General features: G+C 60.4%; 27 protein-coding genes. 15 read left to right on the plus strand and 12 right to left on the minus strand.

Annotated features, from left to right (window positions below; genetic code table 11):
• Positions 1-40: 40 nt before the first annotated feature.
• From HNQ95_RS03060 to HNQ95_RS03115, 12 genes are all read right to left on the minus strand, one after another.
• The gene (locus tag HNQ95_RS03060; protein ID WP_182573443.1) at positions 41-289 is read right to left on the minus strand and encodes a hypothetical protein; all 249 of its coding nucleotides are present in this window, start codon (positions 287-289) and stop codon (positions 41-43) included.
• Between the two features lie 373 nt (positions 290-662).
• Complete coding sequence (locus tag HNQ95_RS03065) at positions 663-1,232, minus strand: DUF1643 domain-containing protein (protein ID WP_246340543.1); 570 nt, start codon at positions 1,230-1,232, stop codon at positions 663-665.
• Between the two features lies 1 nt (position 1,233).
• On the minus strand, positions 1,234-2,379 hold the full coding sequence (locus HNQ95_RS03070; protein ID WP_182573442.1) for a hypothetical protein: 1,146 nt from the start codon (positions 2,377-2,379) through the stop codon (positions 1,234-1,236).
• Positions 2,379-2,573, minus strand: coding sequence for a hypothetical protein (locus HNQ95_RS03075; RefSeq protein WP_182573441.1), 195 nt, complete (start codon positions 2,571-2,573; stop codon positions 2,379-2,381). The genes HNQ95_RS03070 and HNQ95_RS03075 overlap by 1 nt, the downstream gene beginning before the upstream one ends.
• Complete coding sequence (locus tag HNQ95_RS03080; RefSeq protein ID WP_182573440.1) at positions 2,570-2,755, minus strand: hypothetical protein; 186 nt, start codon at positions 2,753-2,755, stop codon at positions 2,570-2,572. The genes HNQ95_RS03075 and HNQ95_RS03080 overlap by 4 nt, the downstream gene beginning before the upstream one ends.
• Positions 2,748-3,176 (minus strand): hypothetical protein, encoded by a 429-nt coding sequence (locus HNQ95_RS03085; RefSeq protein WP_182573439.1) that lies wholly within the window; start codon positions 3,174-3,176, stop codon positions 2,748-2,750. Before HNQ95_RS03085 ends, HNQ95_RS03080 begins: the two co-directional genes overlap by 8 nt.
• A 2-nt stretch (positions 3,177-3,178) precedes the next feature.
• Positions 3,179-3,559: a hypothetical protein gene (locus tag HNQ95_RS03090; RefSeq protein WP_182573438.1), complete on the minus strand. Its 381-nt coding sequence runs from the start codon at positions 3,557-3,559 to the stop codon at positions 3,179-3,181.
• Complete coding sequence (locus tag HNQ95_RS03095) at positions 3,556-3,750, minus strand: hypothetical protein (protein ID WP_182573437.1); 195 nt, start codon at positions 3,748-3,750, stop codon at positions 3,556-3,558. Before HNQ95_RS03095 ends, HNQ95_RS03090 begins: the two co-directional genes overlap by 4 nt.
• A gap of 97 nt (positions 3,751-3,847) precedes the next feature.
• Positions 3,848-4,054 (minus strand): hypothetical protein, encoded by a 207-nt coding sequence (locus HNQ95_RS03100; protein ID WP_182573436.1) that lies wholly within the window; start codon positions 4,052-4,054, stop codon positions 3,848-3,850.
• Positions 4,054-4,272, minus strand: a complete 219-nt coding sequence (locus tag HNQ95_RS03105) for a hypothetical protein (protein WP_182573435.1) — start codon at positions 4,270-4,272, stop codon at positions 4,054-4,056. Before HNQ95_RS03105 ends, HNQ95_RS03100 begins: the two co-directional genes overlap by 1 nt.
• Positions 4,273-4,358: 86 nt before the next feature.
• Positions 4,359-5,045, minus strand: coding sequence for an exonuclease domain-containing protein (locus tag HNQ95_RS03110; protein WP_182573434.1), 687 nt, complete (start codon positions 5,043-5,045; stop codon positions 4,359-4,361).
• Positions 5,042-5,530, minus strand: a complete 489-nt coding sequence (locus HNQ95_RS03115) for a hypothetical protein (RefSeq protein WP_182573433.1) — start codon at positions 5,528-5,530, stop codon at positions 5,042-5,044. The genes HNQ95_RS03110 and HNQ95_RS03115 overlap by 4 nt, the downstream gene beginning before the upstream one ends.
• Before the next feature lie 436 nt (positions 5,531-5,966).
• Here HNQ95_RS03115 and HNQ95_RS03120 point away from each other — a divergent pair, with 436 nt between their 5' ends.
• From HNQ95_RS03120 to HNQ95_RS03190, 15 genes are all read left to right on the plus strand, one after another.
• Positions 5,967-6,503 (plus strand): terminase small subunit, encoded by a 537-nt coding sequence (locus tag HNQ95_RS03120; RefSeq protein WP_182573432.1) that lies wholly within the window; start codon positions 5,967-5,969, stop codon positions 6,501-6,503.
• Positions 6,496-7,977 (plus strand): terminase, encoded by a 1,482-nt coding sequence (locus tag HNQ95_RS03125; RefSeq protein ID WP_182573431.1) that lies wholly within the window; start codon positions 6,496-6,498, stop codon positions 7,975-7,977. Before HNQ95_RS03120 ends, HNQ95_RS03125 begins: the two co-directional genes overlap by 8 nt.
• A gap of 166 nt (positions 7,978-8,143) precedes the next feature.
• Positions 8,144-8,356 (plus strand): hypothetical protein, encoded by a 213-nt coding sequence (locus HNQ95_RS03130; RefSeq protein WP_182573430.1) that lies wholly within the window; start codon positions 8,144-8,146, stop codon positions 8,354-8,356.
• 11 nt (positions 8,357-8,367) lie between these two features.
• On the plus strand, positions 8,368-10,044 hold the full coding sequence (locus tag HNQ95_RS03135; protein WP_312870907.1) for a portal protein: 1,677 nt from the start codon (positions 8,368-8,370) through the stop codon (positions 10,042-10,044).
• Positions 10,044-10,265, plus strand: coding sequence for a hypothetical protein (locus tag HNQ95_RS03140; RefSeq protein WP_182573429.1), 222 nt, complete (start codon positions 10,044-10,046; stop codon positions 10,263-10,265). The genes HNQ95_RS03135 and HNQ95_RS03140 overlap by 1 nt, the downstream gene beginning before the upstream one ends.
• Positions 10,262-10,597 (plus strand): Bbp19 family protein, encoded by a 336-nt coding sequence (locus tag HNQ95_RS03145; RefSeq protein WP_182573428.1) that lies wholly within the window; start codon positions 10,262-10,264, stop codon positions 10,595-10,597. Before HNQ95_RS03140 ends, HNQ95_RS03145 begins: the two co-directional genes overlap by 4 nt.
• Positions 10,587-11,348 (plus strand): hypothetical protein, encoded by a 762-nt coding sequence (locus tag HNQ95_RS03150; protein ID WP_210289140.1) that lies wholly within the window; start codon positions 10,587-10,589, stop codon positions 11,346-11,348. Before HNQ95_RS03145 ends, HNQ95_RS03150 begins: the two co-directional genes overlap by 11 nt.
• 2 nt (positions 11,349-11,350) lie before the next feature.
• On the plus strand, positions 11,351-12,358 hold the full coding sequence (locus HNQ95_RS03155) for a major capsid protein (RefSeq protein ID WP_182573426.1): 1,008 nt from the start codon (positions 11,351-11,353) through the stop codon (positions 12,356-12,358).
• 78 nt (positions 12,359-12,436) lie between these two features.
• Entirely contained in the window at positions 12,437-12,880 is a 444-nt protein-coding gene (locus HNQ95_RS03160) for a Bbp16 family capsid cement protein (protein WP_182573425.1), read from the plus strand.
• 3 nt (positions 12,881-12,883) lie between these two features.
• Entirely contained in the window at positions 12,884-13,234 is a 351-nt protein-coding gene (locus HNQ95_RS03165; RefSeq protein ID WP_182573424.1) for a hypothetical protein, read from the plus strand.
• Between the two features lie 51 nt (positions 13,235-13,285).
• The gene (locus HNQ95_RS03170; RefSeq protein WP_182573423.1) at positions 13,286-13,579 is read left to right on the plus strand and encodes a hypothetical protein; all 294 of its coding nucleotides are present in this window, start codon (positions 13,286-13,288) and stop codon (positions 13,577-13,579) included.
• A 5-nt stretch (positions 13,580-13,584) separates the two neighbouring features.
• Positions 13,585-13,878, plus strand: a complete 294-nt coding sequence (locus tag HNQ95_RS03175) for a hypothetical protein (RefSeq protein WP_182573422.1) — start codon at positions 13,585-13,587, stop codon at positions 13,876-13,878.
• A complete protein-coding gene (locus tag HNQ95_RS03180) occupies positions 13,878-14,480 on the plus strand; it encodes a phage connector family protein (RefSeq protein WP_182573421.1) in 603 nt (200 codons plus the stop codon). The genes HNQ95_RS03175 and HNQ95_RS03180 overlap by 1 nt, the downstream gene beginning before the upstream one ends.
• Complete coding sequence (locus HNQ95_RS03185) at positions 14,480-16,876, plus strand: phage tail protein (RefSeq protein WP_182573420.1); 2,397 nt, start codon at positions 14,480-14,482, stop codon at positions 16,874-16,876. The genes HNQ95_RS03180 and HNQ95_RS03185 overlap by 1 nt, the downstream gene beginning before the upstream one ends.
• On the plus strand, positions 16,857-17,330 hold the full coding sequence (locus tag HNQ95_RS03190; protein WP_182573419.1) for a hypothetical protein: 474 nt from the start codon (positions 16,857-16,859) through the stop codon (positions 17,328-17,330). The genes HNQ95_RS03185 and HNQ95_RS03190 overlap by 20 nt, the downstream gene beginning before the upstream one ends.

The following is a 17,330-nucleotide window of genomic DNA, read 5'->3' on the forward strand; positions in this document are numbered from 1 at the left end:
TCCGTTGCTATCGTTGCTTTAATCGCAACACTACAGGCAGTTATAAACCGCTGTCAACATCGTTAATGCGCACGAGCGTCAGCTTATAGCCAATGGCCTGGGCGGCATTCTCGAAATTTATAAGCGTCGGCGATCTCATGCCTGATCGCCAGTACGAGAGGTTGTTCGGGTGGATGCCGACGACCTTGCCGATCGTCTCCATTGATCGAGGATCTTGGTCGATGATCTCCATCATGTCGCGGATGATCGCCGATGCCGTGCGTGGCGGCTTGCGCTGAAACTTCGCCATTACGGGCGCCCCCGCGTCTCTGCTAGAAGGGCGGGGAGGGAAGCAGGGTCGGTTGAGGGGGCGAGAGCCGGCCCAATCCCCGAGCAAACACAACCACCTTCGGCGGTCAAATCCAGACGGCAGCCGATAGGGCCACATTCCAGATCGTAGCCCATGTCGTGCGGACAATTGGTCAGCGAGACATACACAGCCGCAATCCGTGCCTCTGCTGCTGCAAGAGCCTGTTGGAGGCGCGAAAGCTCGGATGCGGCTTCCTCAGCAGTCTGGAATGTCCGGTCGTCAAAGCCGCACGAGCAACTGTAGGTACGCCCCTCGCAGCCCCTGGCATGGTCATCGTTGGCGTAGATATCGCGTAGCCGCTCCACAAGCTCACTCATGGCTGCGTTCCCCCTTGCGCGCTGGCACTAGGGGCGATCGCGGCGGGCCAATCGACAAGAGGCGTGTCATAGCCAAGCATCAATGGGTGCTTCGGATCGCCAGACGATGTGAAACCGAAGACCTTGATTGGCTTGCCGCTGGCGAACAACAGCTCGCGTAGATCATCAAGATGATGCCGCAGGCGCTCCGGTATCTTGTCGCGGCTTCCCCAGCAGGGGACTAGGATATCAGCCTCGGCTATTATCTCGCGAAGATAACGGGCGTTCTCAGGGCCGACCGGGTCGTCAACCTCGGCAAGCCGTCTGACATCCTTTGCGCGGTATCCGAACGGATTGGCGGCGATGTATCGACACCCACCGTTCCGAAGAGTGAAGCCTCGCCACTTCTTCGTTGTCTGGTCTTCCTCGACGGGGCCAGCAGTCGAGCCGTTGACGCCGAAGAAGGCGAACACCAGCCCACGTTCCTGGACCTCCCGATCCAGTCGGTAGCGGTAGTCTGTGCAGTCTGAGATGACCGCTGAGCTATGCAGAGCAAGCAGACTTTCGATCATGAGCTGGTTCGCCATGCTACTTGCCCTCCACAGCCGGGGAGCGGAGGGAAGCGACAGCCTTGCGGGCACGGCGGATATGGCCGAATGTCATCGCCAATGGCTTGCCATCGCCGTCCCAGCCGACTGTTTCATCATCGGGATCATCAAGTGTGGATGGGCCCAAGCACTGGTCGGCTACCAATTCGACTAGTTCGTGCAGCTCCTCCACCACCCCCACAGGCGCTGAGACTGGCGTAGGAGAAATCTTGCCCTCGCCGTTGCAATCGGGGCATTCGGCGGTGGCATGCTCGTCATCGTCGCCGTGCAAGTAGGTTTCCCAATCGGTGACGATCTCACCGTTACCCTGACACGTCGCACAGGTCTCGTCGGAGACTGGCGTAGGAGAAGGATGGAGCGCAGAGCGGATGGACCGTTCGTGGTTCCTGTTTGCGGCTCGGATAGCGGCCTCGTCGTCGGCGTAAAAGCCGAAGTCGTGCATCGCTGCTGGCACCCACATCAGGAAACTTCCGGTCGCGATATGGTAGCTACCGCCGATGCTCTTTGCGGTTCGGTTCTCGTTCCACTCCAGCGCCTTGATCCCCACCGGCTCTACGGCAGGTGCTGGGGAGGGGGATGATGCGCGAACTTTGTTCATCCGCGCGTCCTCAGTCCGAGCGCGAACCACCCAGTATTTTGCCGGGTTGGTCATGTCCTTGCGGATGGCCTCTGCGTCCTGCCACGAGGTGTAGAAGGCATGGACCGCAGGGAAGATGTTTTTGCCGGGCTCCCAGCGGTGCTCTTGCCCTTCCCTTGGTGGGCCCCAGTCATGCAGATAGCAGAGCGCCCACAATTCATCGTTGACCGGCACCGCCTCTTTCTGGCTGACTGGAGCTACCCGAGAGACGAAAGCGGCTTCGAGGGCGGCGCGCATCCATTTGCGAGTGATCGTGTTCCGGCAATAGTCAGCCGCGTCGAGGGCGTGGTCTACCTGCTCCTCCGTCACTCCTGCTGAAGTGGTGGAGGCCCGACGGTTCCAATCGAACCGGCTGTTGTAGTGGTTGGGGCCGGTGGCCTCGCATGTGCGGCAGCGGTATCCGACAATCTTGTCATCGCCTTCGGACACCAGGTCTTTGCCACCGCAGAACGGGCAGGGCTCCAGTCCCGTCTTGTCGAGCGCACTCATCAGCGGTCCTCCCGAAGGTCGCGGAGATAGTCAGGATCGGGCTCGGGCTGGCTTTCCTCCCAAGGGCAAACACCGCCGCTCTCTTCCTCAATCTCGCAACTGCGGCGTGAATAGGCGCCACAGAACGGGCAGAGCGTGTCGCTGTCTTCGGGCGAAGCCAATTTCCATGCGTCGTAACCGGGGATCGTGGTCATGGGCGGTTCTCCTCAACTTCGGCGAGGACTGCACGCGCTTCCTGAACGCGCATAGCCAGCACCTCCCAATTAGTGTTTCCGATGATGGCTTTGATCTCGGGGCCGAACATGCCCAAACCGGCAACCTCATTCACAAGCTTGCGCAGGGCCGCTTCCAGTCCCGTCTTGTCGAGTTCATGCATGGGAGGAGCCCTCCGTCAGGCTGCCAGGCTTTTCGAGCCGAAGCCTATCGCCTCTGATGCGCTGGACATGGACTGTGCCGTAATGCCATGGCGCTGGCGGGTCGTAGCTAAGATCATAGGTCCAATAGCGGCGGTCTGTGTCGCTATCCATGTGACAACCGACGATGTAGAAATGGACCCACTGCTTCAGCGTCTTGCCACTAGCCTCTGCCGTGATCTCGAAAAAGACGCCTTGGCCGGGCCAAAACTCGGGGCCAATTTTTGCCGCGCCAACCAGCCAGCGCCATGCATCGTTATTCGCGAGTGGGCCACCTTCGCACTCGAAAGCGCACTTCTCGACTTGCTCAATGGCGGTTGCCATAGACCAATGCTTGACCGGTGCTAGGTTCACAGTCTCCGCCGTATGCTTTGTTCCAGCCATAGCTAAGCGCTCCTGGCTGGGGAGCGAGCCAAGAATGCCCATGCGCGGGCCAAAGCCTCGACGCTGGGGCTAATGTCTTTGCTATCAAAGCCGCCGCCCTCTCGCTCGGACACAAGCTCGTCAAAAGCTAGCTGCCGGGGCGCTCCTGGGTCGGCGCCGAGGTCGGGCCACCAGTTGGCGCGGATAGAGCCAGCGGTCGTTGCATCGCCGCCCTGTTCGACGAAGCGAGCCATGTACTCGCGGCACGCCAGCAAGCCAGCGCGGAAATAGACCTGATGGATGGGGTTGTGGGTCAGAACGGCGTCTAGGTCGGGCACCATGCGATGCAGTTCGACTAGGTCGGCTTCGTCCCACTGTACGACGTGATTGGTGTTCGTGCTCATGGCTGCTGCCTCGCTTGTGCGAACAAGGGGCGGGCGGCCTCAATCTCCGCGGCGTTGTCGTAGAGGCACGCGGACGCATCAGCGTATTCGCGTGCCAGGTTCATCTGGCCGGCAGTTGCCAGCGCCTCGGATTGCCGCCATAGCTTGGCGGCCTCGGTACGGAGTTCGTTCGGGTCGAGACGGGCGAGCATCTTCAGGCTCCCATCTGGCCGATCACGAGGGCGGCGAGCAGCAATGCCACGCCGACGCGCTCGAACGGCTTGAGATCGTTGATCAAGCGGCGGATCATTACGCAGCCTCCTTAACGGGTGATGTGATTTTCTCAACACGATAGCCAAGCGCAGCCGCGAGCTTGTCGAGTTTCGCCTCGGCCGTAGCGACGTGGTGCGCGACCGTGAGCGGATCCGCATGTCCGTTAAGCGCATATGCCATGAGCAGCGACTTGCTGATCTCGTCGGCGTACAGGTGCGCGCGATAGGCGTCCATTCTGTTCATCACAGCATGTCCTCATCGATAATTTCGGGATCGATTTCGAGCTCGGCCGGGGTCAGTCCGCGCTGCAAGTCTGCAAGGAGATGCTTGCCGACCACGTAGTATTCGCCGTCGAACAGGACCGTCGCGCGCATGTCGCCGCCAACGTGGGCGACAGCGCAGATCATGCGTCCGGTGCCCGGCTGCAGTGCGTTTTCGGTGACGGTTACGTGGGCGTTCATCGCTGATTTCCCGGTGCTCTTATGTTGCGACTATCGCAACGCATGTGGCGCATGTCAACACTAATCGCAACACATATCGCAACATTTTAGGTTCGCTTCTTCAGCCAGTACCGCGCCGAGAATTTTGTATCCTCGTCCATCTCGGACTTGTCGCGTATCCATTCGAGGTAATCGATGGGCGCCGCCTCGAACGTCGTGCCGCGGTGCTTCCCGAAATTCATCACTTTCAGGAGTGCCGGGTACTTCGATATCAGGATCATCTCGTCGGGCGTCTTCTCGGCGAGCAGCCGCACGAATAGGTGCGCTGTCACGTAGGCGTCGGGCAAAGCGCGGTGTGGCGGCGTAGCCTCGGCGGGGTCTACGGCCAGGTCGAGCCAGTACCTCAGCCCCTGGTTCGAATGCGTCGGCGCATCGGGCCATACGACGCGCGCCACCTTGTAAGTATCGATCCATGGTCGACCGTCGCCGGCATGGAAATGCATCTCGAATTTCGCGTTATGCGCCACGAGAACGTCAGTCTCGGCGCATCCGTCATAGAATGCATCCCAGAGCTCGCGCGCATCGGGCGCATTCACGACCTCGTCCTCGGTGATGTGGTGGACGGCCTTTGTCACGGCCGGGATAGGACCGCGTGGTCGAGCGAATGATCGCCAGCCGTTGCCTATCTCGCGTGTAACCAGGTCGACATCGATCCGGCCGAACTCGATGATCTCGGCGCCGGCATCTTCGGGCGTTCCGGTCGTCTCATAATCTATCACCCTCGCGATTTTCATCTCGCCTGCTCCTTTTTCTTCCTACGCGGCAATACCCCAGCCTCGGCGCGGCGCTGCCTGACGCCTTTCGCCAGCCCTGCCGCGCGTATCTCGTCGAGAACGATCGCCTCGTCGTTCAAATAATACTCGGTCGACCAGCACAGGCGGTCACCTCGCTTGCCGGCCCATGGCCTGCGCCAGATCACAGCGCGGAACATGCCTATCGGCGTCTCAATGCCCGCAACGGCGTCAGCGGTCACGCCTGACAACCCTGATCCATGGCCGTGCTTGTCGAACCAGGCGCGCTGCGCCAAGCGCTGCAATTGCTCCAGATAGTTCACCTGAACCGGCTGGAGTACCCGAACCGATTTCTCCGGCATGACGGAGCGTAGCGCCCTGAACACGTCGACCAGGACGTCAGCCTCATTCCCATCGGTCGCGCGGCTGACGGCCCGAATGCAATCCTCGACCGCGTTTTCGTAGGCTATTCGCTCCGCTATCAGCATGTGCGATTTCCTCAATATGTTGCGTATATGGCAACATACACCAGTTCGAAACTGGAAATCAAATCTCTTTCTTTGCCGCAGTATAAATCAACGATCATGGTGTGAACGATTTCCGTAGCCTGTTCACAGCGTACTGAACAATCGACCATTTCAAGCCAAATCAAAACCTCATTGCAGACCAAGAAATCCAATATTCCCCTTATAAATCAATATCTTATCTATTCGAAATAGAATGGAAGATAGGTTTTAATAGAGACATCAAAAACTCTATGGTTTGAGGAGTACAGCAGTATTAACAGCGCTAACCCTCATCAAATACGAGTTTTTGACCTCTTTTTGAAAACACCAAATACAAACCTCGCCCGTCCTGCAATTCACCCGCTCAACCATCCGCGCGCTATCTGATGCGGAAATTACAACGCAGCGAGACAGGCGAATGGCCGGAAATATCAGGGAGAAAAAACTCACTCCAAAGCAGGAGCGATTTGTCGCGGAATACCTGATCGATTTGAACGCGACACAGGCGGCTATCAGGGCGGGATATTCGAAGAAGACGGCCGAAAAGATCGGTAGCGAAAACCTCAGCAAACCAGAGGTACGCGCACACATCGACGCGGCCACAGGCAAGCGCCTTCAGAAAGCCGAGATAACGGGCGAGCGCGTCCTGAATGCAATCGCTGAAATCGCATTCGGCGACATCCGCAAAATGTTCAACGCAGACGGCGCGCTTACCCGGCCGCAAGACTGGGACGACGAGACGGCTGCGGCTGTTGCCGGCCTGGAGGTGGTCACGGTCAATAAGGGTGAGGGCGTTGTCGAGCACGTTGCCAAGATCAAGCGAGCCGATAGGCTGCGCGCTCTCGATATGCTCGCGCGTCACCACTCGCTCTACAACGACAAGTTGGAAGTTAATGTGATTGACAACCTAGCTGAGCGCGTTGCTCGCGCCAAGAAGCGTGCGACGAATGGCTAAGGCTGAGCGCACGCCAGACGACGACATCCTCGATGCGGTCGGCCGATACCAGTACGATCCCGATGGGTGGGCGCGGTTTGCGTTCGATTGGGGCCAGGGGGACCTCAAGGATTATGACGGGCCGCGTGAATGGCAGTCTGATATCAACGGCGTCATCCGCGACCATCTGAGTGACCCGACGAAACGATACCAGCCGCTTCAGATTGCGGTCGCGTCCGGCCACGGTATCGGCAAATCTGCCGAGATGGGCATGATCTCGAACTGGGCAATGTCCTGCTTCGACGATTGCAAGATCGTCACGACCGCCAACACCGATGGACAGCTGCGCACCAAGACGGCGCCGGAGATCGGCAAGTGGTTTCGCATGTCGATCACGTCGCATTGGTTCGATGTTCAGTCGACGTCGATTAAGAGCCGCGACAAAAAGCACGCGAACGACTGGCGGCAGGATTTCATACCGTGGTCAGAACACAACACCGAGGCATTTGCCGGCCTGCACAACAAAGACAAGATCATTGTTCTGCTGTTTGATGAGGCGTCGAAGATCCATGATAAGGTCTGGGAGGTCGCAGAAGGCGCGCTGACTGACGAAAACACGATCATCATTTGGATCGTGTTCGGCAACCCGACGCGCAACTCAGGCCGATTTCGTGAGTGCTTCAGGCGGTTTCGCCACCGCTGGGTCAAGCGACAGATCGACAGCCGCACCGTCCCGGGCACGAACAAGGCGTATCTGCAGAAGCTTGTCGACGATAACGGCGAGGACAGCGACAAGGTAAAGATCCGCGTTCGCGGTCAATTCCCGTCGACCAGTGCCCGACAGATGCTGAACGGCGAGGATATCGAAGCGGCAAGGACGCGCCATCTTCGGCCAGAGCAATACAACTTTGCCCCCGTCATCTTGGGCGTAGACCCAGCATGGACAGGTGATGACAATCTGGAAATCTATCTAAGGCAGGGGCTCTACTCCAAGCACTTGCTGACGATCCCCAAGAACGACAACGACGTCCACGTCGCGAATATCATCGCGCGCCTTGAGGACGAGCACCAGGCCGATGCTGTTTTCGTCGATGGCGGGTATGGGACAGGCATCGTGTCGGCGGGTCGGACGATGGGCCGGTCGTGGCAGCTCGTGTGGTTTGGCGGCGGATCGAGCGACCCAGGCTTCCTAAACAAGCGAGCTCAGATGTGGGGGCAGGGCATCAAGGACTGGCTCAAGGAAGGCGGCGCGATCGACCCGAAGGACGAGGACCTGTATCAGGATCTGATCGGACCTGAGACTGTCCCGAGGATCGACGGCAAGATCCAGATGGAGAGCAAGGAAGACATGAAGGAACGCGGCCTACCATCGCCGAACAAGGGAGATGCGCTCGCGCTGACGTTTGCGCAGCCTGTGGTGAAGAAGGATCGGTCACAGCGCGCCGCCGCTGTTGGCGCCCCGCTGATGGACGAGGATTACAACCCGTTCGGGTGAGAGTGCGCCCGCTCTCCCTATCTGCCCGATCGGGCAGCACGCCAACCATCCGGCGACAGTTCGGGAGAGCGTGGCGACTTTGCGCTGTCAGGATTAACACCACCCGTTCAGCCAATCAACCATCGGCGAGTAAGCATCGCGGGATCGTCACCGTAGGATGCTCCTCATGTGCATGTTCGATACGCCTAAGGCCCCTGACAAGCCGCAGCTGCCGCCTGAGTATGCGGCCATGCGTCAGCCCGACCGCTCCCAGGTGGCCGGCGACGTGTCGAGCCGCGTCAGGGATCGCGCACGCGCTGCAACCGGGACGCTGCTCACCTCGGGCTCTGGCGTCACGTCGGCTGCACCGACCCAGAAAAAGACGCTGCTCGGCGCCTGAGGTCATCGTTCGTGGAAACCAAGCGCCAGTACCATGACCGCCGTCTCCAGTCTCTGAAGGAGATGCGCAACCCGTGGGAGGCGCATTGGAGCGAGCTTGCCGAGTTCAACGCACCGTCGCGCCTGCGCTTGACGCTGAACCACAGCGAAGGCCGACCGTCGCGCAAGAAGATCGTCGACAGCACCGGCACGTTCGGCCTGCGCACGCTCGCCAGCGGCATGCATTCGGGCATCACGTCGCCTGCTCGCCCTTGGTTCCGGCTCACCACCTATGACCCGGAGATGCGCGATTTTGCCCCGGTTAAGACTTACCTGAGCTCCGTCGAAACCCGGATGCGAGAGGTGTTCCAGTCGTCGAACATCTACAATTCGTTCCATTGGGGATACGGGGATCTCGGACTGTTCGGCCAGTCCTGCGGCCTGCTGGTCGAGGATGCCGACAAGGTTATCCGCATGATCCAGCTGCTGCACGGATCGTTCTGGATAGCGCGTGATGATGCGGGCAGGGCATCGACGCTCTATCGTCAATTCTCGTGGTCGGTCGAGCGCATCGTCAAACGGTTCGGCCTGGACAAGGTCAGCAACACGGTCAAGCGCTGCTACGACAAGGGCGATTACGACGAACGGTTCACGATCAATCACGCGGTCGAGCCGCGCCACGATCGAGATGTCACCAAGATCGATAAGCGCAACAAGCCGTGGACTTCCAATTATTGGGAGGACGGCGCGCGGCCGATCTATGGCAGCGGAATGCTTGAAGAAAGCGGCTTCGATAGCAATCCGATCATCTCGCCGCCGTGGGAGCTCGTCGCCGAAGATCACTACGCGACATCACCTGGCATGGATGCGCTGCCCGATGTGAAGATGCTGCAGACGATGCAGCTGCGGTCTGGCGAGGCGATCGAGAAGAAGGTGCGCCCGCCCATGAAAGGGCCGATGTCACTGAAGAACAACCCGGCATCGCTCATGCCTGGCTCGGTGACCTATGTCGATGACCCTACCGGGCGCGGCTATACCGCGGCGATCGAGGTCAACCTGTCGCTGGCGGAACTGGAAAACAAGATCCAGACGACGAGCCAGCGTATCGAGCGCGCGTACTATGCAGACCTGTTCCTGATGCTGTCGCAGATGGAAGGCATCCAGCCGCGCAACCAGTTCGAGATCGCAGAGCGCAAGGAAGAAAAACTGCTCGCGCTCGGGCCGGTCCTCGAAAACATCTACGGCGGCCAGTTGGCGCCGACGATCGACCGCACCTACGACATCATGGAGGCGCGCCGCCTGTTCCCGCCTGCGCCACCTGAATTACAGGGGCAGGATCTCAAGATTGAGTATATCTCGATGCTCGCCCAGGCGCAGAAGGCGGTTTCGACCGGCTCGATCGAGCGCCTGTTCTCGTTTGCCGGCAACCTGGCCGCCGTCAACCCCGAAGTCCTCGACAAGATCGATATGGACGAGGGTGTCGACATTTACGGCGATATGCTCGGCTCGCCTCCGTCCGTCATCGTTCCTGACGAGGAGGTCGCGAAGAAGCGCGAAGCCCGCGCCCAGCGCAAGGCCCAGGCTGAGAACGCCGCGAATGCTGCTGCTATGGCGCCGGCTGTCAAGCAGGGCGCCGATGCTGCGCGCCTGCTGAGCGAGGTCGACACGGGCGGCGGTGGCTCCGTGCTGCAGCAACTGGGGATAGGGTGATGTTTCCGCCGAAGCCGGTCCCGACAGTTGAGATCGTGAACCACAGCGAGCGGTACGTACTGTTTTCGGATGGCGTCACATCTCCGATCACGACCTATTTCGACGATGAAGGCGAGGAATGCGACTACGACGACGCTGTCGTTTTCGTCGCCGGGGATGACGCACATGGGTGGTGGACGATCACCATACCGGACGACGAGGTCGAGGTGGTGCTGCATTGAGCGACCAGGCCAATTTGACCGAACAACTATCTAAGGACCAAGGATTGCAGCGCGACCAGGTCATCAGTGATTTGGAAGCAGTGTTGCGATTACCGCATGGCAGGCGAGTTATGTTGCGGGTTCTGGAGCGATGCGGCGTTTATCGCACTGCATTCACGGGCGACAGAGCGACGACTGACCTGAGGCTAGGCGAGCAGAACATCGGTTTGTGGCTGATCGCTCAGATGGATTTGGTGGACCTGACCGAGTACCCGCGCCTGATCTTGGAGAGGGCGCAGAAAAAGGCGGAAGACAAGGGAACGGTGCATGTTTCTGAATTGGATGAAGAATAAGCCGGTTTACGGCGCGGAAGATGGAACCGGCGCGGGCGATCCGCCTGCCGTCGTCGTCACGCCGCCTGCCGATGCCGGCTCGGTTCTGTATCCCGATGACCCCAAGGTCGAGCCTACGGTTGAGCCCGGCACCGAAAAGCCTGCCGGCGATGCGCCCACCGAGTGGAAGGAATACGCTCCCGATCCGGCGAAGACGGACGAGGAGAACGCCGCCGCCAAGGCTGAGCACGACAAGACCAAGCCCGCCGCCGACGATCCCGCTGACAAGGTGCCTGAGGATGGCAAATACGTCCTCAAGATGCCCGAAGGCGTCGAGGTCGATCAGGAATTGCTCGACGAGCTGTCGCCCGAGTTCAAGGCGGCTGGTCTGACTGGCAAGCAGGCCCAGGCCCTGACCGACAAGTTCATCGCCAAGCAGCAGGCTCGCATGAAGGCGCAGGGCGAGGGCTGGGCCAAGACGGTTTCCGACTGGGTCGACGAGGCCAAGAAGGACCCAGAGATCGGCGGCGCCAACTGGGACGGCACGGTGAAGACCGCCAGCGGCGTCGTTGGCCGGTTCGGTAACGATGCACTCAAAGAATACCTGAACGCTTCGGGGGCAGGCAACCATCCCGAAATGATCCGTTTCATGGCGAAGGTCGGTGCCGTGATCGGTGAAGACAACCCGGCCATCAGCGAAACCCCTGGGAAAAAGGTCGCGGCTGACACCGCCTCGATCCTCTATCCCGATGACAAACCGAAGGGCAAATAACGATGGCAACTCTGTCGTCCACCTACATCAACCTGATCGACGTTCACAAGCAGAACGACCCGGCCATCGGCGAAGTGATCGAAGTTCTGAAGCATCAGAACCCGATCCTCGACGACGCTGTTGCCATGGAGTGCAACAACGGCTCCTCGCACAAGCACGCGATCCGCACCGGCCTTCCGACCCCGGCATGGGGCGCGCTCTACAAGGGCATCCCTCAGTCCAAGTCCTCGCTGCAGGCTGTCGAAGACACCACTGGTTTCCTTGAAGCCCGTTCGGGTGTCGACACGCGCGTACTGAAGATGTCGAAGAACCCAGCCCAGCTTCGGCTTGGCGAGGCGAATTCGCACCTTGAGGCGATGAACCAGGAGATGGCAACCGGCCTGTTCTACCATGACACGGCGACCACCCCGGAGAAGTTCAAGGGTCTGGCGGCGCGCTACGGCGTGATCGGCGGCGGCGGCGCTGGGAACCAGATCGTCGACGCAGGTGGCGGCGCTGGTGCCGATAAGACTTCGATCTGGTTCGTCACGTGGGGCGACCATGCCACGCACCTCCTTTTCCCAGAGGGCAGCAAGGCAGGCGTGCAGCGTGAGGACAAGGGCGAACAGCGCGTTCTCGACGACCAGAACAATGCCTTCTACGTCAAGGAGGAGGTGTTCACCTGGCACATGGGTGTTGCCGTCAAGGACTGGCGCTACAACGCGCGCATCGCCAACCTGAAGGCGGCCGATGTCGCTGCCGGCTCGGTCGATCTCTACAAGTGGATGCGTCTCGCATACTGGAAGCTCCAGTCTCGCCGCATGGACGGCAAGACCAGCCGCATCGCGATCTATTGCAACCGAGACACCCTTGCCGCTCTCGACGGCCTGTCGACCGGCAACGGCACTGCGGCAAACGCAGCGCTCCAGCTGCAGCGCCGCGAACTGGAAGGGCAGGAAGTGCTGACGTATCGCGGCATCCCGATCCGCGAAACGGACGCCATCCTGAACACTGAAGCTCAGGTCGTTTGATCTGAGTGATGTGATTTGCGCAATGCCCGGTGCGATGGTCGCACCGGGAACCCTGATTTGCTGAGGAAGGCAATCAAAATGATCTTCGACAAAACCCTCCAGTTCTCCGACGCCCAGGCGGTCACCGTCTCGGCGAAGTCGACGAACGCGATCAACTTCAACGCTGTTGGCCGCGTCTATGGCGCCGCGGCCGATCTGTCGCGCGATGTCGCCAAGTCGCTGAAGATCCCGCTGCTGATCCAGGTCGTCGAGACTTTCGACACGGCTGCGGAAGACGGCACGCTGAAGATCGATATTCAGCTCGACAGCACTGACACGTTCACGCCCGACAAGACGATCACGATCGGCACGTTCACCGAGGCCGAGCTCGTCGCCGGCTTTCAGGTTCCGTGGACGCTGCTGCCCCAGGGCATCAATCTCCAGTACGCCCAGCTGTATTTCACGGTTGGCGGCGCTGGTGCGTTCACGGCTGGCAAGATCACGGCGGGCATCGTCGGGTCCGTCCAGACGAACGGGGTCTAAGCCATGAAGGTCCGCGCAACCCAGCGGGGCTACTACGGCGGCATGATCCGCGAGGAGGGGGCAAAATTCTCCCTCGCTCAGCCCGAAGACTTCAGCAAGTCGTGGATGGAAAAGACCGGCTCCGCCGATCCGCTCGACCATGACGACGACGGCAAGAAGGGCGGATCGCTGCCGGCCGGCAAGCCGACCGCCGCCGAACGTATCGCCCTCGCGAAGGAACTGACCGGCCGCGACGACATCAAGACGGCGAAGGAAGCCGACGCGATCCTCGCCGCTGCTGGCGATCCTGATCCCGCCATCGACGAGCCGGCGCCGTTCTCGGACGACACGCCGATCGAGGCCGTCGAGGACTGACCAGCGGGGCGGCTTCGGCCGCCCTGTTCTCCTTCCATGTGAGGATCACGGATGCCCGCTTCCCAAATCGATCTGCTCGTCAACGTCGCCGCGTCAGGCTCTGCGAAAGCTGTAGCCTTTGGCGGGCGTTATCTCATGGTTGCAACCGGCACGTTCAGCGGCGCGACAGTCAAGGTCCAGATGCTTGGCCCTGACGGCGTGACGTATGTCGATGTTCCGAGCGCGAGCCTGACCGCAGCTGGTAGCGCCGTGGTCTATCTGCCGTGGGGCTGCACCGTAAAGGGCGTGATCTCCAGTGGCCCGCCTACCGGGATTTATCTGTCGCTCTACCGCATGGAGGACTGATCTCCATGAAGATGCAGGATCTCGGCAGGAAATACAGCGAGCCGTCCGTCGTCTCCGACAAGCCGTCGAGCGAGAAATACTATCCGTCCATCTACCTCGACAAGGAGCAGATGAGCGCGGCCGGCCTGAGCCGATCGCAGGCGGGCGACGAACTGCAGATGATTGCCAAGGTGCGCGTGCGCTCGAAAAGCGACAGCATCAGCGGCGGCGGCAGCGTCGACCTGGAAATCGTCGAGGCGGCGTTTGAGGCGGCGCCCGAGGGCAAGGACACTGCCTCTATCCTGTACGGTGACGACTGATGACCTCCGTCGTCTCGATCTGCAATCTCGCCCTGTCGAACCTCGCCAAGGACAACATCCAAGACCTGGACGAGGCCAGCACCGAGGCCAAGCTCTGCAAGCAGTTCTATGAGCATTCGCGCGACACGCTGCTGCAGGCGTTCCCGTGGCGGTTTGCTCGCAAGACTAGCTCGCTCGCCGAAGTCACGAACACCAAGGATAGGCGCTGGGCCTACGCCTACAAGCGCCCGACCGACTGCCTCAAGGTTCGCCGGGTCACTGACGAGGGGCAAGGTGACTATCTGGACTACGGCGACGGTGCCGTCGCTGGCGGCTATGCCTACGACATCGAGGGCACAACGCTGTTCTGCGATCTGTCGCCCGCGTTCCTCGACTACACCTGCCGCGTCGACGACGTGACGAAATTCCCGCCGCTATTTGTCGAGGCGCTTGCTTGGCACCTGGCCGTTCGCCTTGCCATGCCACTCACCCGCGACCCGAAGATCCGCGCCGACGCATTCCAGCTTGCGACCAGGATGCAGAGCGAGGCCGCCGCGGCTGACGCGAACGAGGTCCGAGAGACTTCGGATTATCCGGCTGAGATGATGGAAGCGCGTTCCTGATGGCTGACCTGCGCGCATACCAGCCGGCGTTCACGGGCGGCGAGCTGTCGCCAGCGCTGTGGGCTCGCGTCGATCTGGCGAAATACGGATCCGGGCTGAAGTCCGCGCTCAACTTGTTCATTCACGCCCATGGTGGCGCGTCAAACCGGGCTGGCTTTGAGTTCATTGGCGAGGTCAAGGACAGCACCAAGAAAACGCGGCTGATCTCATTTCAGTTCAACACCGAGCAATCCTACGTGCTGGAGTTCGGCCACCTCTCCATGCGCGTTTACCGCAACGGCGGGTTGGTGCTGTCGGGGCCGAGCGCGTATGAAGCTGTGACGCCCTACACTCAGGACGACGTTGACGATCTGGTTCTGACGCAAGAGGCGGACGTGATGTATATCACGCACGTACTGTATGCGCCTCGCAAGCTCTCGCGCCTGGCTGACGACAACTGGTCGCTGACGACGCCGACGTTCACGCCGACGATGACTGTGCCCACGGGCGTTGCCGGCTCTGAGTATTTCCAGCGCAAAAACGGGGATAGCGGCTCGGCAAGCTTTGTCGTGACTGCGGTCGGCGCTGGCGGCGAACAGAGCGCGGTTTCGTCCTCCATCACGCGAACCTTGCAGTGGGGCAAGGAAGACGGGCGCACCTATAGATTTTCATGGAACCCGGTCGTCGGTGCAGTTTCATATCGCTTGTACCGCTCGGCCACGGCCGATGTCGGCCTGCTTGTGGAAGTGACAGGAACTGAAGCGATCATCGGCCAGTTCGGCATCAACGGCGTTTCTCCGTCACCTCCTGGCGGGGCTGACCCCGGCGCTCCTTCTGCGCCAACAGGCTTGGCTTTCGAGACGCTTTGGGGATCTAATATGCGGTACAAGGTTGCCGCTATCTCTGGCAGCACAGGCGAGGAAAGCCTTCCATCTGCGGCTGTCACGCTGACGAATGATCTCACTTACAAGGGCAACAAGAATACGATCACGTGGAGCGCTGTCGCGGGCGCGGCCTACTACGTCGTATATAAAGAGAGCAACGGCGTTTACGGGTACATCGGGAAGACCGAAACGACGAGCTTCACCGATGAGAATATCGTGGCCGATACGGCTGATGCGCCGCAATCCGCGAACAATCCATTCGTCGGCGCCGGAAATTACCCGCGCTGCTCGACGTTTGTTGAACAGCGTTTTGCGCTCGGCGGCACGCTAAACGACCCCCAAGCGATCTGGATGTCTCAGTCGGCGAACTATGAGAATTTCGGCTACGCGAACCCTCGCAAGGCCAGTGACGCGCTGGAGTTCCGTATTCGCTCGCGGCAAGTGAATGAGGTCCGCTCTCTGCTGGCCCTGCGCGGCATGATGGTCCTGACCTCGGGCGCCGAATGGACGGTGACGGGCGGCCAGGCTGATTTCATTGCGCCTGATGCGATCGTGATCAAATCACAGGGCTACCGCGGCGCGTCCAAGGTGCAGCCCGTGGTGGTCGGCAACACGGTGTTGTTCGCCCAAGAACGCGGCGGCGTGGTGCGCGATTTCTCCTACGAGTTCACCGAAGACAGCTTCACCGGCAAAGACCTGACGATCCTCTCCCGCCACCTGTTCGAGGATCGCGAGATCAAGGCTTGGGGATATGCTCAGGCTCCGTATTCGATCGTCTGGGTCGTGATGGATGACGGTTCGCTCCGATCGCTGACCTACATGAAAGAGCACGATGTCTGGGCGTGGACGCGCCACGAAACGGACGGGGTTTTCGAAGACGTAGCAGTGATTGGCGAGGGGATGGAGGATGTTCCTTACTTCCTGATTAAGCGCACGATCGGCGGCGTCACCAAGCGGTACATCGAGCGGCTGCACTCGCGGTCGTTCACGAACGTCGAGGATGCATTTTTCGTCGATAGCGGCCTGACCTACAGCGGCGCAGCGACGACGACGATCTCAGGTCTTGGGCATCTGGAGGGCAAGCAGGTCGTGGCACTGGCGGATGGCAATGTCGTCCGTAACCTGACCGTCGCAGGCGGCTCGATCACGCTCCAGAATGCGGCGCAAAAGGTTCATGTCGGCCTCCCGTATGAGGCGATGCTGAAGACGCTCGATCTCGATCTTGGTGAGGTTCGCGGCTTGGGCACGGTGCAAGGCCGCAAGAAATCCGTCTCGAATGTGACGATGCGCGTTGAGCGAACGCGCGGCATCTGGCTTGGCACCGACGACTACACCCGCGATAGCGGCAAGATGATCGAATACAAGCAGCGCGAAACGGAAGCCTGGAACGAGGCAATTCAGGCGTATACCGGGGATCTTGCGATAACGCCGATGCCGACCTGGCGCGACGGCGGCAACGTGGTCGTGAAGCAGTTCGATCCGCTGCCGATGACGATCCTTGCGGTGATGCCTGATGTCACGCTGGGGGCCTGATGTCGAATTTGTTCCGGCAGATGCATCGCATATCGCGACCATCGCGGAACGGATGCGCCCTGCCGACCGGCTGGAAGTGCTGGCGGCTTCGGGCTTCTCTCCAACAGAGGCCCTTGAAAGGTCACTGCAGAAATCGTCACGCGCGTGGACCACGCTGGTAGACGGCAACCCTGAAGTGATGTTCGGCGTCGGCGATCTGAACGTCCTGACATTGACCGGCGCGCCGTGGCTGCTCGGCACCGATGCTGTCGAGCGGCATTTCCGCGTGTTCCTTCGCCAGTCGCTCGATTGGAGGGAACAACTATTGCAGCGGTATGCAGTGCTGAGGAACGTCGTTGATGACCGGAACGAGGTTTCCAAGCGCTGGCTGCAGTGGATGGGCTTCGAACTGTCCAGTCCTGCGGCTCTCGGCGTCAACGGAGAGATGTTCCGGCTGTTCGAAATGAGGCGCTGA

The sequence above is a fragment of the Aminobacter ciceronei genome, from assembly GCF_014138625.1.
GTDB classification, from domain to species: Bacteria; Pseudomonadota; Alphaproteobacteria; order Rhizobiales; family Rhizobiaceae; genus Aminobacter; species Aminobacter ciceronei.

What these genes read in the sequence shown, in the direction of transcription:
- HNQ95_RS03150 (WP_210289140.1), top strand. Translation starts at nt 10,587, where the DNA reads ATGAAGAATAAGCCGGTTTACGGCGCGGAAGATGGAACCGGCGCGGGC.
- HNQ95_RS03155 (WP_182573426.1), top strand. Translation starts at nt 11,351, where the DNA reads ATGGCAACTCTGTCGTCCACCTACATCAACCTGATCGACGTTCACAAG.
- HNQ95_RS03170 (WP_182573423.1), top strand. Translation starts at nt 13,286, where the DNA reads ATGCCCGCTTCCCAAATCGATCTGCTCGTCAACGTCGCCGCGTCAGGC.
- HNQ95_RS03120 (WP_182573432.1), top strand. Translation starts at nt 5,967, where the DNA reads ATGGCCGGAAATATCAGGGAGAAAAAACTCACTCCAAAGCAGGAGCGA.
- HNQ95_RS03070 (WP_182573442.1), bottom strand. Translation starts at nt 2,379, where the DNA reads ATGAGTGCGCTCGACAAGACGGGACTGGAGCCCTGCCCGTTCTGCGGT.
- HNQ95_RS03075 (WP_182573441.1), bottom strand. Translation starts at nt 2,573, where the DNA reads ATGACCACGATCCCCGGTTACGACGCATGGAAATTGGCTTCGCCCGAA.
- HNQ95_RS03165 (WP_182573424.1), top strand. Translation starts at nt 12,884, where the DNA reads ATGAAGGTCCGCGCAACCCAGCGGGGCTACTACGGCGGCATGATCCGC.
- HNQ95_RS03105 (WP_182573435.1), bottom strand. Translation starts at nt 4,272, where the DNA reads ATGAACGCCCACGTAACCGTCACCGAAAACGCACTGCAGCCGGGCACC.
- HNQ95_RS03085 (WP_182573439.1), bottom strand. Translation starts at nt 3,176, where the DNA reads ATGGCTGGAACAAAGCATACGGCGGAGACTGTGAACCTAGCACCGGTC.
- HNQ95_RS03115 (WP_182573433.1), bottom strand. Translation starts at nt 5,530, where the DNA reads ATGCTGATAGCGGAGCGAATAGCCTACGAAAACGCGGTCGAGGATTGC.
- HNQ95_RS03095 (WP_182573437.1), bottom strand. Translation starts at nt 3,750, where the DNA reads ATGCTCGCCCGTCTCGACCCGAACGAACTCCGTACCGAGGCCGCCAAG.
- HNQ95_RS03110 (WP_182573434.1), bottom strand. Translation starts at nt 5,045, where the DNA reads ATGAAAATCGCGAGGGTGATAGATTATGAGACGACCGGAACGCCCGAA.
- HNQ95_RS03080 (WP_182573440.1), bottom strand. Translation starts at nt 2,755, where the DNA reads ATGCATGAACTCGACAAGACGGGACTGGAAGCGGCCCTGCGCAAGCTT.
- HNQ95_RS03180 (WP_182573421.1), top strand. Translation starts at nt 13,878, where the DNA reads ATGACCTCCGTCGTCTCGATCTGCAATCTCGCCCTGTCGAACCTCGCC.
- HNQ95_RS03185 (WP_182573420.1), top strand. Translation starts at nt 14,480, where the DNA reads ATGGCTGACCTGCGCGCATACCAGCCGGCGTTCACGGGCGGCGAGCTG.
- HNQ95_RS03175 (WP_182573422.1), top strand. Translation starts at nt 13,585, where the DNA reads ATGAAGATGCAGGATCTCGGCAGGAAATACAGCGAGCCGTCCGTCGTC.
- HNQ95_RS03130 (WP_182573430.1), top strand. Translation starts at nt 8,144, where the DNA reads ATGTGCATGTTCGATACGCCTAAGGCCCCTGACAAGCCGCAGCTGCCG.
- HNQ95_RS03140 (WP_182573429.1), top strand. Translation starts at nt 10,044, where the DNA reads ATGTTTCCGCCGAAGCCGGTCCCGACAGTTGAGATCGTGAACCACAGC.
- HNQ95_RS03100 (WP_182573436.1), bottom strand. Translation starts at nt 4,054, where the DNA reads ATGAACAGAATGGACGCCTATCGCGCGCACCTGTACGCCGACGAGATC.
- HNQ95_RS03065 (WP_246340543.1), bottom strand. Translation starts at nt 1,232, where the DNA reads ATGGCGAACCAGCTCATGATCGAAAGTCTGCTTGCTCTGCATAGCTCA.
- HNQ95_RS03160 (WP_182573425.1), top strand. Translation starts at nt 12,437, where the DNA reads ATGATCTTCGACAAAACCCTCCAGTTCTCCGACGCCCAGGCGGTCACC.
- HNQ95_RS03090 (WP_182573438.1), bottom strand. Translation starts at nt 3,559, where the DNA reads ATGAGCACGAACACCAATCACGTCGTACAGTGGGACGAAGCCGACCTA.
- HNQ95_RS03125 (WP_182573431.1), top strand. Translation starts at nt 6,496, where the DNA reads ATGGCTAAGGCTGAGCGCACGCCAGACGACGACATCCTCGATGCGGTC.
- HNQ95_RS03190 (WP_182573419.1), top strand. Translation starts at nt 16,857, where the DNA reads ATGTCACGCTGGGGGCCTGATGTCGAATTTGTTCCGGCAGATGCATCG.
- HNQ95_RS03060 (WP_182573443.1), bottom strand. Translation starts at nt 289, where the DNA reads ATGGCGAAGTTTCAGCGCAAGCCGCCACGCACGGCATCGGCGATCATC.